We start from the raw sequence: 13,894 nt of genomic DNA on the forward strand, positions 1-13,894 counted from the left end.
CGTCGTCCGGAACCGATCACAGCAGCCCCATCGCGCCCATCGCCAGGAAGAGCGCGCCGAACCCGGCCAGCACGGCAGCGCTCAGCGCGGCGATCACGGGCGCGAGCGAATCGACCCGCCGCCCCGCCGACGACAGCGCCGCGGGATAGGCGACGATCCAGACCCCGATACCGGCGAAAAAGCCGACCAGCAGCGCCGGCGATCCCGTCTCGACGATCAACGTGCCTGCGAGCGCGTCGCCGACCGCGGGCACGTGAGCGAAGACGTCGAGCGTTCCGGACTCGAGCAGGCCGACGCCGACGGTGAGCCAGAAGCCGATCTGGTAGGGGTTCGTCAGCGAGAGCGCGAACGTCTTCCGGAACCCCTTGGACTCGACGCGCCCGCCGTCCGTGAACGACGCGGCCGATCGGGCCTCTGAGATCGCGCCGACGGCGAAGTACAGCATGAGCACGCCGCCCGCGAGGTAGAGGACCGGTCGTATCGTCGGGTACTGATCGATCACGGCGACGACGCCGAGCAGCGTCAGGACGAAAAAGAGCACGTCCGCGAGCATCGCGCCGAGGCCGGCCCAGAAGCCGGCAGCCCAGCCGCGGACGACGCTCTCCTCCGCGATGATCGCGTTCATCGGGCCGGGCGGTGCGGCGAGCGCGATTCCGAAAACCGCGCCCGCGAGGGTCGTTACCAGTGCCACGTCTGTCTCGAGTCGGCCTGGGAGCGTAAAAAGGATAGTGGTCGCGGTGAGTTCCGCTTTCTCCGCACCCCCCGATTCTTTACTGTCCGGTCGTTTGACTACGTATGAGTGTGGCAACGGATCCTGGGGAGACCCGTCGGGTTCGGGGCGACGGATGAACCGACGCGAACTCCTGGTAGCGGCCGGCGGTCTCGGCTCCGTTCCGTTCGCGGGATGTGTCGACGACGGTTCGGAGGCCGAAGAGGAGGCGACGACCGGGCCGGGCGAGGACGACGAAGCGGACGCCGAACCGCCGTTCGAGATCCCCACCATCGATGCACCCGGGAGCCGCGACGGGACGATCACGGTACCGGCGGAGGGACGCGTCACGCTCGTCAACTTCACCAGAACGGAGTGCCCGACGAGCGAGGGACTCCTCGGGACGATCGGGGAGGCGAGGGACCGACTCGAGGACGACTACGAGTTCGGCCCGGACGGCACCGTCGTGTTCCTCTCGGTGACCGACGAGACGAGGGGACTCGATCCGACCCCGGCGGAACTCGCCGACTGGTGGCGGGAACACGACGGCGATTGGCCGGTGGGTATCGACGAGAACGGCCGGCTCAACGAGTACTACGGCGTGGCCGGCTTTCCTGCGGTCGCCGTGCTCGACGGCGACGGGGAGGTCCGCTGGCGTGACCGAGGCAGTATGCGGGCGGGAACGATCGCGTTCACCGTCGAGGAGGCGATCGTGGCCGAATCGAGCGCGAACTCGGACTGAATCCGACGGGTACCGATCCCCGACGACGGCTCACCACTCCTCGAGTCACTCGTCCAGCAGCGGATACGACTGCGCGCCGCCGCGGGAGTTTCGCGCCACGAGCGTCACGACGGCCGCAGTGCCCCCGATGACCTCGCGGCGGCGTTCCTCGTAGTGCAGGATCGTCAGGTCGAGACACGCCCGAAGCAGGTCGTTCGACCGGTACCGGTGACCGTCGCTCGAGGGGCCGACCTCGATCGGGTCGCTCGAGCGGAGGTGATGTTCGTAGACGAGGACACCGCCGGGTGCGAGCGCCTCCTTGAGCGCCGGCAGATGCTCGAGCGCGGCGAAGAAGCTCACCGTGATCACGTCGTACTCGCCGGCGTGTTCCCCCTCGAGGTCGAACTCGGCGAGATCGGTCCGGATCCAGTCGACCTCGACCCCACGTTCGGCGGCCCGGTCGCGCGCCCGCTCGAGGGCCGCGTCGGAGACGTCGATAGCGTCGACGTCGTACCCGTGTTCGGCGAGAAAAAGCGCGTTTCGGCCCGTCCCAGTCGCGACGTCGAGGGCGCGACCGTCCGGGACGGTGTCGATCCGGCGCTCGAGTTCCGGGATCGGGTCGTCGGGAAGGTCGAAGTCCGGGTCGTCGTACTTCTCGTTCCACCGCGCTCGGTCGTCGGTCACGGTCGCGACCAGGAGCCGAGCGGTCTTGTAGGTTGGCACGCCTCCCGTCGCCCCACCGGTGATTATTTTCCTTTCGGGACCCTGTGTCACGTATGCGCATTCGCCACCCCGTCCCAGCACGCGAGCGGCCGTGCTCGGCTCGGTCCGCTCGAGGGCGCGGCCGCGATAGCGTCGACGGTCGCGGACGCCGGCAGTCCGTCCGGCCCTCGATCACGGGAGGTGAAGCCGCGTGAAGCGGCGCGAACTCGTCGCGGGGGTCGCGAGCGTGGGCATCCTCGGCGGGGGTGCCGCGGTCGTATGGCGCGGCTTTCGCTCCCCGAGAGACGGCAGTTCCGGCGGGGCGGAGGCCGACGCCGAGACCGACTCGAGCGAGGACGCCGAGGACGGGGTGATCGAACTCGAGACGATCGAAGCTCCAGGCAGCGACGCCGGGACGATATCGATCCCGACCGACGGCGTTGCCCTCGTCGTGTTTTTCTCGCCGGTCTGTCACCGCTGTCGATCGCTGATGCCGAACCTCGTCGACGCGCAGGCGCAACTGGCCGAGATGTACGGGTACGACGAAGACGACGCCCTCACCGTCGTCTCGGTCGCGGCCCACCAGACCGAAGAACAGCTCCGGGACTGGTGGATCGAACACGACGGGAACTGGACCCTCGCGTACGACGGCGACCGCAGACTGGCGAACGAGTACGGCGTCGCCAGCCACCCCGTTCTCCTGGCGCTAGACGACTCCGGAACGGTTCGCTGGGAGGACGAGGGCGTCCTCGAGACCGAGAAGATCGTCCGCAACGTCGAACGAGTGCTCGAGGCGGTCGGCGAGGATCCGGGAGACGAGACAGTTGGCGGGGAGTCGGAAGACGAGACGGAGCAAGAGGAGACAGCGGCCAACGAAACGGACGGCGACGACGACTGACCGATAGCAGTCCACACTCGAGACGCGATCGTCCGGACCGAAATTCGAGATCGAACCGGTATCCTATTTTCGTTGGCGCAAGTATACTGGGGTATGACCGGCCGCCCGCCCGGCCTTTCGTCAGGTCCCGTTACGGTGCCCGTCGAGATTCCTGGGTGCGTCGAGCGTGTGCGCGTCGAGAAAACCGAACCGGCCCGCGTCCTCGGTAGCCCCCTCCACTATTCCCTCTCGAGTCCGGGACCGGCAACTCGAACGCCAAACGACGGGGTGAGCCACCGGTGAACCGGCGCGAACTCCTCGCCGGGGTCACGAGCGCGGGCGTCCTCGGGGGTGCCGCGGCGACGTTTCGGTTCGGCCTGCCGTCCTTCGCGACCGCTTCCGGAGCGGGATCGACCGCGGACTCGAGCGGGGGTGACGGCGACAGTGACGGAGACGGAAACGGAAACGGAAACGACAGCGGTGGCCCCATCGAACTCGAGACGATCGACGCCCGCGGAAGCGAAGCCGGAACGCTGCCCGTCCCGAACGACGGCGTGACGGTCGTCATGTTCTTCTCGCCGGCCTGTGGCACGTGCCGGAAACTGATGCCACACCTCGCTGCCGCACGGGAACGGCTCGTCGACGCGGGGTACGGCGACGCGCTGACCGTCGTCTCGGTCACCGCCAGACAGTCCGAATCCAGCCTCCGCGAGTGGTGGCTCGAGTACGAGGGGAACTGGTACCTCGGCTTCGATCCGGGCCGGTCGCTCGCGGCGCAGTACCAGGTCGTCGGCTACCCCGTCCTCGTCGCGGTCGACGAGGATGGAAACAGCCGGTGGACGGACACGGGAGTCGTCAGCGCCGATCGGATCGTCAGGAACGTCGAGCCCCTGCTCGAGGACGCCCTCTCGTCGGACGACACGGGTAGCGACTCCGATGGGTCGGACGGGAACGAAACCGACGACAATGGGGAAGGCGAAGCGGAAGCCGAAACGGAAGCCGAGACGGAACCAGCGGATGGTAACGGTGACGACGGCGACGTCAGCGACGAATCCTGATCCGACCCCTCGAGTTACCCCGAATCTCGGCGCTCAGGCCTCGGTCTGCCAGCTCCTGATTCGGTCGGCCGACACGCCGTCGACGGCCTCCGCGACCGCGTCCGGGTCGGCGTCCGTCAGGTCGTCGATGCTCTCGATCCCCGCGTCGGCCAGTTTTTCGACGGTCTTCGCGCCGAGACCGTCGAGCGCCTCGAGGTCGGACCCCGACTCGCTCTCGCGGGCCTGGAACTCCTGATAGTTGCAGATCGGACAACCGAGTTCCCATGGCTCGTCGCCGCTGTGGATGACGAGTTCGGGGAGGTCGTGTTCCTCACAGTGCTCGTCGGTGACTTCGATCTCGCCGCGGCGTGGCAGCGGCAGCGAGTACTCGCAGTCCGGATACCTCGTACAGCCGACGAGCCGCGAGCCGTTCTGGAGGGTCTTGACGGCGAGTTCGCCGCCGTGTTCGTCGGCGGTTTCACCGCCTTCGTCTCGCGACGACTCCGCCGTCGCGCTCTCCCCACACTCGGGACAGTCGCCCAGGACCGGCCCTTCGCCGGCCTCCTCGGCCTTGCACAGCGGACAGCCGTGGACGAACGTCTGTCGGCCGGCGAGCATCTTCACCTCGTTCAGCCCGTGTTTCTCACACTCCTCGTCGAGGATGAGTGGCTTGCCAGTCGAGGGCAGCGGCAGCGTGTACTCGCAGTCGGGATACCCGTCACAGCCGACGAAGTACGAGCCGTGGCGGCTGCTGCGCACGAGCAGGTCCTCGCCGCACTCGGGACACGGGCCCAGGCGCTTGTCGTCCTTGAGCGACTTGCGGAGGTGATCGCCGATCTCGTCGCGGGACTCCGCGAGGTTCGCGAAGATCTCCTCTAACATCTCGCGGGACTCGTCGGTGACCTCGGAGAGGTCGGCCTCGCCCGAGGCGATGGCGTCCATGTCGGCCTCGAGCTGGGCGGTCATCTCCTCGCTGACGACGCGGTCGGCGTAGTTCTCGGCGGCGTCGACGACCGCCATCGCGAGCTTCGTCGGCCGTGGCGGATCGCTCTCGATGTAGCCCCGGTCGTACAGCTTCTCGAGGGTGTTGTGGCGGGTACTCTTCGTTCCGATCCCCATGTCTTCCATGGTCTCGATGAGCCGGGACTGGCCGTAACGGCGGGGCGGCTGGGTCTGTTTCTCCTCGAGTTCGACGTCGGTGAGGCGAAGCTCCTCGCCTTCGTCGACGTCCGGCACGTAGTTCTCCGCCGTACTGAAGTACGGGTAGACCTCGTGGTAGCCCGGCTCGACCAGCCGCTTGCCGTTGGACTTGAGCCGATACTCGTCGACCTCGGTGACGACCTTGAGATGTTCCCAGACCGCGGCGTCGGCAACCGTGGCGTAGAACCGCCGGACGACGAGTTCGAAGATCTCCCACTCGTCGTCGGAGACGTCGCCCCGCGAGGGGATCTCGCCGGTCGGGTGGATCGGCGGGTGGTCGGTCGTCTCCTCGTCGCCTCGGGTGGGTTCGATTTCGTCATCGGCGTCCTCGAGCAGCGACTCGGCCGAGTCGCCCAGCACCGAGTGGCCGACGAACTCGTCGAGCAGGTCCGCAGGCTCGAGGTCGTCGGGGTAGACGGTGTTGTCCGTACGCGGGTAGGTGATGTAGCCGGCGGTGTAGAGGTCTTCGGCGATCGACATCGCTCGCTGGGCGGAGTAGCCCAGCGCGCCCGCGGCGCGGATGAACTGGGTCGTGTTGAACGGCGTCGGCGGCGTGTCGGTCCGCGTGCGGCGGTTGACGTCGACGACCGTCGCCGCCTCGCGGTCGGCGAGGGTCTCGTAGACCTCGTCGGCGGTCGCCTCTTCCCAGACGCGCTCGGCTTCGTTGCCGTCCTCGTCGCGGTAGAAGTACTGGGCCTCGAAGCTCGTGTCGTCCTTTGCGAGATCCGCAAAGAGTTCCCAGTAGTCCTCGGGATCGAACGCCTGGATCTCGCGTTCGCGGTCGACGATCAGCTTCAGCGTCGGCGACTGGACCCGGCCGACGGAGATGAAGTCGTCGCCGAGTTGTCCGGCCGACAGCGAGAGGAAGCGGGTCAGGGCAGCGCCCCAGATCAGGTCGATGATCTGGCGGGCCTCCCCTGCGGCCGCGAGGTCGAAGTCCAGTTCGTCGGGGTTCTCGAAGGCGTCCTGCACCTCGTTCTCGGTGATCGATGAGAACCGAACGCGCCGGATCGGTACCTCCTCGTTGACGTCCCGAACGATCTCGTAGGCCTCCTTGCCGATGAGTTCGCCCTCGCGGTCGTAGTCCGTCGCGATCGTTACGCGGTTTGCCTTGCGCGCGAGGATCCGCAGCGTGGCGACGATGTTTACTCCGCGGGGAAGTCGACGCCGACGACGTGGCCCGACAGCCCGACGCAGCGCTTGCCGCCCCACTCGTAGACGTTGACGCCGTTCTCGCGGCTCGAGTCGTAGGTCCCGCCGCTCAGGATGTCGGCGATCCGTCTCGCGGCGTTGTCCTTCTCGGTGATGATCAGTTCCACGGCGGATCACCTCCGTGGCGGGCGGTCGGCTCGCGCGGGCGAGGCGTGTCGTTCATCGTCGGCCGCTACGATGGAGGATCTGATAACCCTTTCGGGGCCAAACCGACAGACAGCGCGGGTGTGCGTGCGGCGCGCGCCCGCTTGGGCAGCGCGGGCACGCGCCGATCTCGGCCTGAAGCCGTCAGGGGGTGCCACGCTCGAGACCGCACACTCGAGACCGAAAGCTCCCGTGCCGGCGGCGAACTATCTTGAATCAGCGAGAGAATCCCGCCCTTCCCGCGAAGGACGAGGGTTCCGTCGCTCAGTCGGAACCGAGGACTGAGCAGGGCGGGAGTGAATCGCGTAAGCTCTGGTGAAAAACCGCCGCGTTACTGCTGGTCGTGAGTCTCCAATGTATCGAGTCCCGCTTCTAAAACCTCTGCATAGGCTTCCGAGAGGTTCATGTCGTTCGCTTCTGCGTAGTCTTTGATTCGTCCGTGGATTGCCCAGTCAATGTCGATGTTTGGCCTCATCGGTAGACTTATTAGACATTGGGACCCATTATACTTTGGATGAAGCGTACCAACACGTTCGCCGTGCGACCGCTCACCGACGACGATGAGCAGGTGCTACGCGACCTGTTGGACGCTTCCGCCGCTCTCTGGAACGAGATCAACTACCAGCGCCTCATGCGCTACAACGATGAAGACGGCTTCGAGGGCGACGTATGGGACGCCGATACCGGCGCTCTCGAAGGGAAATACAAAGGTGTTCTCGGCGCGTCCACCGCTCAAACTGTCCGGCGAGCGAACAGCGAAGCGTGGCGCGGCTTCTTCGAGAACAAGAAGAAGTTTCACGACGAGCCGAACACGTCGGTTACTGAACACCCGGAACCGCCGGGGTTCCGTGGCAACGAAGACGATGGACGTGTTCTCAAAGGCGTCGTCCGAAAGGACGCCTACACGGTCGAATGGGGCGACCGCTCCCGACTTGAGATGGTCGTCGGCAAAGAACTCCGGGACAGACACAACAGCCCGAAAAGCCGTCTCCGACTGGAAATTGTTGGCGATCCGAACTGGCCCGACTACACGGACCAGAGCCGGTTAGAACTGTGGTACGACGAGACTGATAGCACCTTCCGAGCTTCCCAACCCGTAACTGTTTCTGACGATGCACGGGGCACTCCACTGGCCGACCACAAGGCCGCTCTGGACATTGGTGCAAACAATCTCGTTGCCTGTACCACGACGACCGGCGAGCAATATCTGTACGAAGGCCGTGAGTTGTTCCAGCGATTCCGTGACACGACACGAGAAATCGCCCGGTTGCAGTCCAAACTACGGGAAGGCCGATACAGTAGCGAGCGCATCCGGCGGCTGTACCGGAAACGGACTCGTCGCCGCGACCACGCACAAGAAGCACTGTGTCGTGACCTGCTAGAACGGCTGTACGAGGACGGTGTGGACACGGTGTACATCGGTGGCTTGACCGACGTACTCGAAACCCACTGGTCGGTCAAGACGAACGCCAAGACCCACAACTTCTGGGCGTTCAAGCAATTCACCGAACGACTGGCGTGTACTGCTGAGGAATACGGTATGTCGGTGGAGGTGCGGTCGGAAGCGTGGACCAGTCAAGAGTGCCCGCAGTGTGGTTCGACAGAACGAACGACACGGCATCAGGATACGCTCACCTGTCCGTGTGGGTTCGAGGGACACGCCGACCTTACAGCCTCAGAGACGTTCCTGAAGCGGCACACAGAGCAAGCAGTCAGGCCGATGGCACGGCCCGTGCGGTTCGAGTGGGACAACCATCAATGGCGTTCAACCACAGACGCTTCTTCAAATCCCAAAGAACAGCGCACAGACCCGAGTACCGTCCACCGTGACGGGAATGTTGCTTCCGGCGAGTCTTAGACCGGCTGAGACTCCCACGGAGGAAACCGCGCCGTTTACGGCGCGGAGGATGTCATCCGTCGCGGGACGGTCGGGCGGGGCCCGGCTCGATGCCTGCGTTCGCGTTCGTGTTCCCGGTCGAGTTCGTGGTCGGTTTCGATCCCGAACCGAATTCGTGGTCCGGATCCGAGGGCGAACCGCCGGCCGATCGGCGCTCCGTTCGGGGGAGTCGGATACGGACGACGGTGCCGCGTTGCTCTCCCTCCCTCTCCGCGAGTTCGAGTTCCCCGTCGAGACTCGAGACGACCCAGGTGGCGATCCAGAGGCCGAGCCCGCTCGTGTGCTCGAGTTGCGATCGTTCCTTTCGCCCGGTAAGGAGTTCGCGCTCGCTTTTCGGGATGCCCGGTCCGTTGTCGGCGATCGTCACCTCGATCGCATCGTCGCGGTCTGTATCGTTTTTCCCGTTCCCGTCGGCGTCCGCGTTCGGGTCGACGTCCACATCGATCTCGATCCGCGGCCGGGCCGCGTCGTTGTGTTCGATCGCGTTCTCGAGGACGTTCTCGAGCGCGACTTCGATCCCATCCGCACCGCGGACCCACGCCGACTCCGGCGCGGTCATCGTACACCCGAACTCCTCGTATCGCTCCCGGAGCGAGTCGAGCGCGCTCTCGAGGGCGGCACGGAGGTCGACGGGACGGCGATCGTGCGACGGATCGGTGACGAGTCGGTTCGCTCGGTGGATCTCCTCGCCGACCGAGAGCAGTTCCTCGGCCGCGATGCGGATTCGGCTGGCGAAGGAGTTCTCGTCATCGACGCGGTCCTCGAGCATCGAAGCGTACCCCTCGATCACGTTCATCCGGTTGCGGAGGTCGTGACGGATGACGCGATTGAACACCTCGAGTCGTTCGTTCTGGGACTCGAGGCGGCGCTCGTACTCCTTGCGATCGGTCACGTCCTGGACGACGCCGACGGCGCTGACCGGCTGGCCGTCGTCGAACGTCAGTTCGGCCTTCTGTCTGACCCACTTCGTTCCGCCGTCGGCGGTGACGATCCGGTGTTCGACGTCGTAGGTGTCGCCCCGTTTCGCCGCCTCCCACTCCCGATCGACGAACGTCCTGTCGTCGGGGTGGATGTGAGCCATGAAGCGGTCGTGGTCGATCGGCCCGTCCTCCCTCTCGAGGCCGAAGATTTCGTAGACCTCGTCGGACCAGTAGATCTGGTCCGAGGGGACGTCCATGTGCCAACTGCCGATGTTCGCGACCGCCTGGGCCTGCTCGAGGTGGGCCTCCCGCTGGCGGAGCTCCGCTGCGGTCTCTTTGCGCTCGGTCACGTCGCGGGCAACCAGCACGACCGCCCTCGAGCCGCCGATGCGGTCGCCGACCGGCGCGATCCGCCCTTCGAACCACCGGTTTCCGGCCGGCACCTCGAGCCGGTACTCGACCGTCTGGGTCGCGCCCGTCTCGACCGCGCGCTCGACGCCCTCCCGGATCGTCTCGGCCTGTCGCCGCGGAAGGATGTCTTCGACCGGTTCGCCGACCATCGCCTCGGGAGCGTCGATCAGCCGCGCTTCGGACTCCTCGCTCGCGTATACCTCGAGGTAGCGTCCCTCCTCGTCGAGGACGAGCGCGACGTCCGGGAACGCCGTCGCGAGCGCCTCGAGTTTCGCGTTGCTGGCGCGGATCTCCTGGCGCTGTCGGTGTCGTTCGGTGACGTCCCAGATCGCGCCCCGGACCTGGACCGTTCTCCCGTCCTCACAGTAGGCCTCGCCGCGCAAGCGGAGCCGTTTGGTCGTCCCGTCGGCGGTGAGGATCCGGGCCGTTTCGTCGAACGATGTCCCCTCCGTGATCGCGGCCCGGATCGTCGCGTCGATCCGGTCGCGGTCGTCCGGGTGGTAGAACTCGATCGCCCGCTCCAGGGTCGGCTCGAACTCGTCGTCGACCGCGTGGATCCGCCGTGTCCCGTTCGTCCACCGGAGGTCGTCGGTCCGGAGATCGAGTTCCCAGCCGCCGGCGTCGGCCAGTTCCTCCGTCTTCTCGAGGAGATCGAGGCTCCGCTCGAGTTCCCGTTCCCTGTCCCGCAGTTCCGTCACGTCGCGGACGACCCCGATGTACCGATCGTCGTCGGCCTCGCTCCGTCGAACGCTCACCCGGACCGGCACCTCGGTCCCGTCGGCGCGCCTGTTCCGCCCCTCGAGGGTCAACGCGTCCCCGGGATCGATCCGCCGGAGCTCGGACTCAAGGTCGTCGGGGCCGAGTTCGGTCTCGACGTCCGCGACGGTCGTCTCCTCGAGGAGCCGTTCTCGATCGTACCCCAGCAGTTCGGTCGCGCGCCGGTTCGCGTGGGAGTAGTTGCCGGCCGCGTCGTGGACGACGACGGCGTCCGGCAGGGCCTCGAAGATCGATCGGTACTCCGTCGCCGCCCGTTCGGCCCGGTGGCGCTCCCCGGCGTTCCGGACCCGGCGCGCGAGAAGGGCGTTTCGATCCGCCCCGGGCGACTCCGGGTCGCCGCCGGACGGTTCCAGCACGTAGTCGGTCAGTCCCGCCTCGAGCGCCGCCCGCGGCGAGACGGTATCCCCGTCGCCGAGACACAGGATCGGCGGCGTCATGCGGTCCGCGTCGCGCTCGAGGATGTGCTCGAGATCACCCCGCACGCCGTTGTCGGCAGCGGCCACCCACCGCTCCGTACAGAGGACGCAGTCGACCCCTCTGGAATCGATCCCCGCGAGCGCGCCCTCGCCGGTTTCGACGGTCGCCGTCAGGGACTCCTCGGCCCGCTCGAGTCGCCCCTTCACAGACCGCCCCCGATCCGGGTCGGCCGCTGCGACGAGTACTGTCACCGGGTCCATCGCTCCGTCCCGCCGAACGGCCGTCTCCACGGATCCCCCTCCCATCGATATATGTCGACACGCTGTGTGATAGATAATTCAACTTTTCGGCCGCTTTTCGCGAACGTCGTGAATGTATCGAGCCAGGACTTCACTGATTCAGCCACTACTGTCGGTGCAGTTGCCAGCGGTCGACGAACCGGTTCGGGTCGCCGTCCGCGTCGCACTCGAACGTGACCGGCTGTCGTTCGCCGACGGTCGTGAGCGCGGCGAACTCGTCGGCCTCGAGTGTGTTCGACGTTGTGGCCACTCATACGGATCGCTGTACCGATGTAACGGCACAACCGTGACCCGGACAGCGGTTGCGCCGGAACTGACCGCCAGTAAACCGTATCAGGCCCCGGCCGCATCAATGTCGAAACCCCCAAAGACGGGCGGCTTCGGACCGCCGGCCGGGAATCGAATCCGGCAACCGACTACGGGAGGCGAGCCCTTTTTAGCCGCCCGGGCGAGCCATGAACCGTCGTGGGAGAAAACGAGACGCCGAGCGACCCGGACTCGGCCACCGATCCCGACGTGGGAGCGGAACCCGAGCGCAAGCGGGTCGACATGACGACCGGGGCGATCCCCCCGAAACTCCTCCACCTGGCCTGGCCGCTGGTCCTGGGGAACCTCCTCCAGACGGTCTACAACCTGGCGGACATGTTCTGGGTCGGCCGGGTGGGGAGCGACGCCGTCGCCGCCGTCTCGCTGATGTTCCCCCTCTCGTGGATGTTCGTCTCGACGGCGATGGGGATCACCGCCGCCACCATCGCGCTGGTCTCCCAGTACGTCGGGGCCGACGACGACCGGATGGCCGACAGGGTCGTCGCACAGACGATCCTGCTCGCGCTGGCCGTCTCGAGCGCGCTCGCGCTCGCGGGCCTTTACTTCCGGCGCCCGCTGCTGTGGCTGATCGGGGCCCGCGATCAGGTGTTCCTCGAGGCGCTGGCCTACATCGAAGTGATCTTCCTCGCTTTGCCGCTGACCTTCCTCTTCTTCGCCTTCCGGGCCTCGCTCCAGGGTGCCGGAGACACGAAGACGGCGATGTGGCTCGTCTTCGTTTCGGCCGGGATCAACGTCGTCATCGACCCCTTCTTCATCCTCGGCTGGGGGCCGTTCCCCGCGATGGGGACCCGCGGGGCGGCGGTCGCGACGTTCATCTCGCGGGCGGTCGCGGCCGTGGTGGGGATCTACATCCTGCTTGACGGACGGTTCGGTGTCAGACTCCGGCCGCGGGACCTCGCGCCGGATCTCGGCATCCAGCGGAAGTTGATCGACGTCGGCTACCCGTCGACGATCGACGGCTGGGCCAGGAGCTTCGCGGCGGTCGCGATGGCCGGCTTCGTCGCCCGTTTCGGGGCGGCCCCGACCGCGGCCTATGGGATCGGGGTCCGGTACATGTCGGTCACGTGGGCCGTCGCCGGCGCGGTCGGCAACGCCGCGGCGACCGGCGTCGGACAGAACCTCGGCGCGAAGACGCCGGACCGCGCCGCCGCCGTCGCCAGGACTGCGACCGCGGGGACGATGGTACTGATCTTCGCGGTCGCGGCCGTGCTCGTCGCCTTCCCGGCACAGGCGATGCGCGTCTTCGTCGCCGATCCCGACGTGATCGCAGAGGGCGTCGTCTTCCTGCGAATCATCGGGCCGTTCTGGGCGCTGTTCGCCGGCGTGATGGTCATCCAGGGGGCGTTCCGCGGGGCCGGCAACACCCGCGAAGCGATGGTGCTTTCCTTCCTCTCGAGGTGGATCTTCCGGGTTCCCGTGGCGCTCGCGCTGGGTTTTACCGCCGTGACGATTCCAGTGCTGGGCGTAACGGTCCCGACCGTCCCGGGGATCGACCTCGGCATCGAAGGGATCTGGTGGGCCTACTCGTTCGGGATGATCGCCTCGTTCGTCGTCGCCGTCGCGTGGTTCCGGCTCGGCACCTGGCGCGAGGGGGTCATCGACGAGGATGCGGACGCCGGGGAACCGCCCGACGGGGAGTCGACGGGCCGGCCGGACGTCCCCGCCGACGGCGAGCGGGAGTCGGTCGACGACTGAACGTGACGGGAAAGCCTATCCGTCCGTTCTCTGTACTGCGTTCGTATGTCGTCCTCCCGCTTCTCCCCCCACTGTACGCGCCGACGAATACTCGCGACGAGTACGACCGTCCCGCTCGTGCTCGGTGGGTGCCTCGACCGAGCCACAGAGACGGCGGCGGTCGACACCCGGCTAGCGGGGCTGACCGTCGTCAACTTCGACGACGAGCGCCACGTCGTCCACGCGAGGATGGTCGAGGACGACGAATCGGTCTACGAGCGGTCGCTCGAGGTCCCCGCAGCCGATTCGGAGACGGGAAATCCGGGCGAAGCGGTTTTCGAGGGAATACCGGCCGAAGCCGGCGGGTACGTCCTCCACGCACGACGGGACGATCAAACGCGGGAAGAGCGGAAGACGGTCGACTTCCGGGAGTACGATCACGAGTGCGTCGAGCTGATGATCCGGGTCGGCGACCCCGTGCGGGACGACCTCGAATCGTATCTGAGCATCTGGCGGTCGTTCGGCTGTTCGGCCGACGGCTGATCCAGTGGCAGTCCACGCCCGACCATA

General features: G+C 66.7%; 11 protein-coding genes and 1 pseudogene. 6 read left to right on the top strand and 6 right to left on the bottom strand.

Translation table 11 applies throughout. The features are described 5' to 3' along the window. Positions 1 to 16: 16 nt before the first annotated feature. Positions 17 to 691 (bottom strand): LysE family translocator, encoded by a 675-nt coding sequence (locus CHINAEXTREME_RS19745; RefSeq protein ID WP_007140506.1) that lies wholly within the window; start codon positions 689 to 691, stop codon positions 17 to 19. Positions 692 to 845: 154 nt separating this feature from the next. On the opposite strand from CHINAEXTREME_RS19745, the gene CHINAEXTREME_RS19750 reads away from it, so the two are divergent. Beyond that, positions 846 to 1,451, top strand: coding sequence for a TlpA family protein disulfide reductase (locus CHINAEXTREME_RS19750; protein WP_007140505.1), 606 nt, complete (start codon positions 846 to 848; stop codon positions 1,449 to 1,451). A 45-nt stretch (positions 1,452 to 1,496) separates the two neighbouring features. Here CHINAEXTREME_RS19750 and CHINAEXTREME_RS19755 read toward each other — a convergent pair whose 3' ends face one another. Beyond that, complete coding sequence (locus CHINAEXTREME_RS19755) at positions 1,497 to 2,114, bottom strand: class I SAM-dependent methyltransferase (RefSeq protein ID WP_029601610.1); 618 nt, start codon at positions 2,112 to 2,114, stop codon at positions 1,497 to 1,499. A gap of 229 nt (positions 2,115 to 2,343) precedes the next feature. Between CHINAEXTREME_RS19755 and CHINAEXTREME_RS19760 the strand changes: the two genes are divergently transcribed. Together CHINAEXTREME_RS19760 and CHINAEXTREME_RS19765 are read left to right on the top strand one after the other, a co-directional pair. Then, a complete protein-coding gene (locus tag CHINAEXTREME_RS19760) occupies positions 2,344 to 3,030 on the top strand; it encodes a TlpA family protein disulfide reductase (RefSeq protein ID WP_007140503.1) in 687 nt (228 codons plus the stop codon). A 278-nt stretch (positions 3,031 to 3,308) separates the two neighbouring features. After that, a complete protein-coding gene (locus CHINAEXTREME_RS19765) occupies positions 3,309 to 4,067 on the top strand; it encodes a TlpA family protein disulfide reductase (RefSeq protein WP_007140502.1) in 759 nt (252 codons plus the stop codon). A 33-nt stretch (positions 4,068 to 4,100) separates the two neighbouring features. Here CHINAEXTREME_RS19765 and CHINAEXTREME_RS19770 read toward each other — a convergent pair. Further along, positions 4,101 to 6,565, bottom strand: a pseudogene (locus tag CHINAEXTREME_RS19770) (DNA topoisomerase I). Between the two features lie 368 nt (positions 6,566 to 6,933). Then, a complete protein-coding gene (locus tag CHINAEXTREME_RS21595; RefSeq protein WP_007140500.1) occupies positions 6,934 to 7,077 on the bottom strand; it encodes a hypothetical protein in 144 nt (47 codons plus the stop codon). Between the two features lie 39 nt (positions 7,078 to 7,116). On the opposite strand from CHINAEXTREME_RS21595, the gene CHINAEXTREME_RS19775 reads away from it, so the two are divergent. Continuing rightward, positions 7,117 to 8,460: an IS200/IS605 family transposase gene (locus CHINAEXTREME_RS19775; protein ID WP_010546709.1), complete on the top strand. Its 1,344-nt coding sequence runs from the start codon at positions 7,117 to 7,119 to the stop codon at positions 8,458 to 8,460. Positions 8,461 to 8,512: 52 nt separating this feature from the next. Here the strand turns inward: CHINAEXTREME_RS19775 and CHINAEXTREME_RS19780 are convergent, their stop codons facing one another. Together CHINAEXTREME_RS19780 and CHINAEXTREME_RS21600 are read right to left on the bottom strand one after the other, a co-directional pair. Next, positions 8,513 to 11,329: a PAS domain S-box protein gene (locus CHINAEXTREME_RS19780; protein WP_238593325.1), complete on the bottom strand. Its 2,817-nt coding sequence runs from the start codon at positions 11,327 to 11,329 to the stop codon at positions 8,513 to 8,515. A gap of 100 nt (positions 11,330 to 11,429) precedes the next feature. After that, on the bottom strand, positions 11,430 to 11,573 hold the full coding sequence (locus tag CHINAEXTREME_RS21600; RefSeq protein ID WP_156875549.1) for a hypothetical protein: 144 nt from the start codon (positions 11,571 to 11,573) through the stop codon (positions 11,430 to 11,432). Positions 11,574 to 11,872: 299 nt separating this feature from the next. Here CHINAEXTREME_RS21600 and CHINAEXTREME_RS19785 point away from each other — a divergent pair, with 299 nt between their 5' ends. Further along, on the top strand, positions 11,873 to 13,345 hold the full coding sequence (locus CHINAEXTREME_RS19785) for an MATE family efflux transporter (protein ID WP_238593400.1): 1,473 nt from the start codon (positions 11,873 to 11,875) through the stop codon (positions 13,343 to 13,345). A gap of 45 nt (positions 13,346 to 13,390) precedes the next feature. Beyond that, entirely contained in the window at positions 13,391 to 13,867 is a 477-nt protein-coding gene (locus tag CHINAEXTREME_RS19790) for a hypothetical protein (protein WP_007140496.1), read from the top strand. The last annotated feature ends 27 nt before the right edge of the window (positions 13,868 to 13,894 follow it).

The organism is Halobiforma lacisalsi AJ5 (genome assembly GCF_000226975.2).
In the GTDB taxonomy this organism is placed as follows: domain Archaea; phylum Halobacteriota; class Halobacteria; order Halobacteriales; family Natrialbaceae; genus Natronobacterium; species Natronobacterium lacisalsi.

Bases quoted from the DNA above. Each gene is read 5' to 3' on its own strand.
- CHINAEXTREME_RS19775 (WP_010546709.1), top strand. From the start codon at position 7,117: ATGAAGCGTACCAACACGTTCGCCGTGCGACCGCTCACCGACGACGAT.
- CHINAEXTREME_RS19790 (WP_007140496.1), top strand. From the start codon at position 13,391: ATGTCGTCCTCCCGCTTCTCCCCCCACTGTACGCGCCGACGAATACTC.
- CHINAEXTREME_RS19750 (WP_007140505.1), top strand. From the start codon at position 846: ATGAACCGACGCGAACTCCTGGTAGCGGCCGGCGGTCTCGGCTCCGTT.
- CHINAEXTREME_RS19785 (WP_238593400.1), top strand. From the start codon at position 11,873: ATGACGACCGGGGCGATCCCCCCGAAACTCCTCCACCTGGCCTGGCCG.
- CHINAEXTREME_RS19780 (WP_238593325.1), bottom strand. From the start codon at position 11,329: ATGGGAGGGGGATCCGTGGAGACGGCCGTTCGGCGGGACGGAGCGATG.
- CHINAEXTREME_RS21595 (WP_007140500.1), bottom strand. From the start codon at position 7,077: ATGAGGCCAAACATCGACATTGACTGGGCAATCCACGGACGAATCAAA.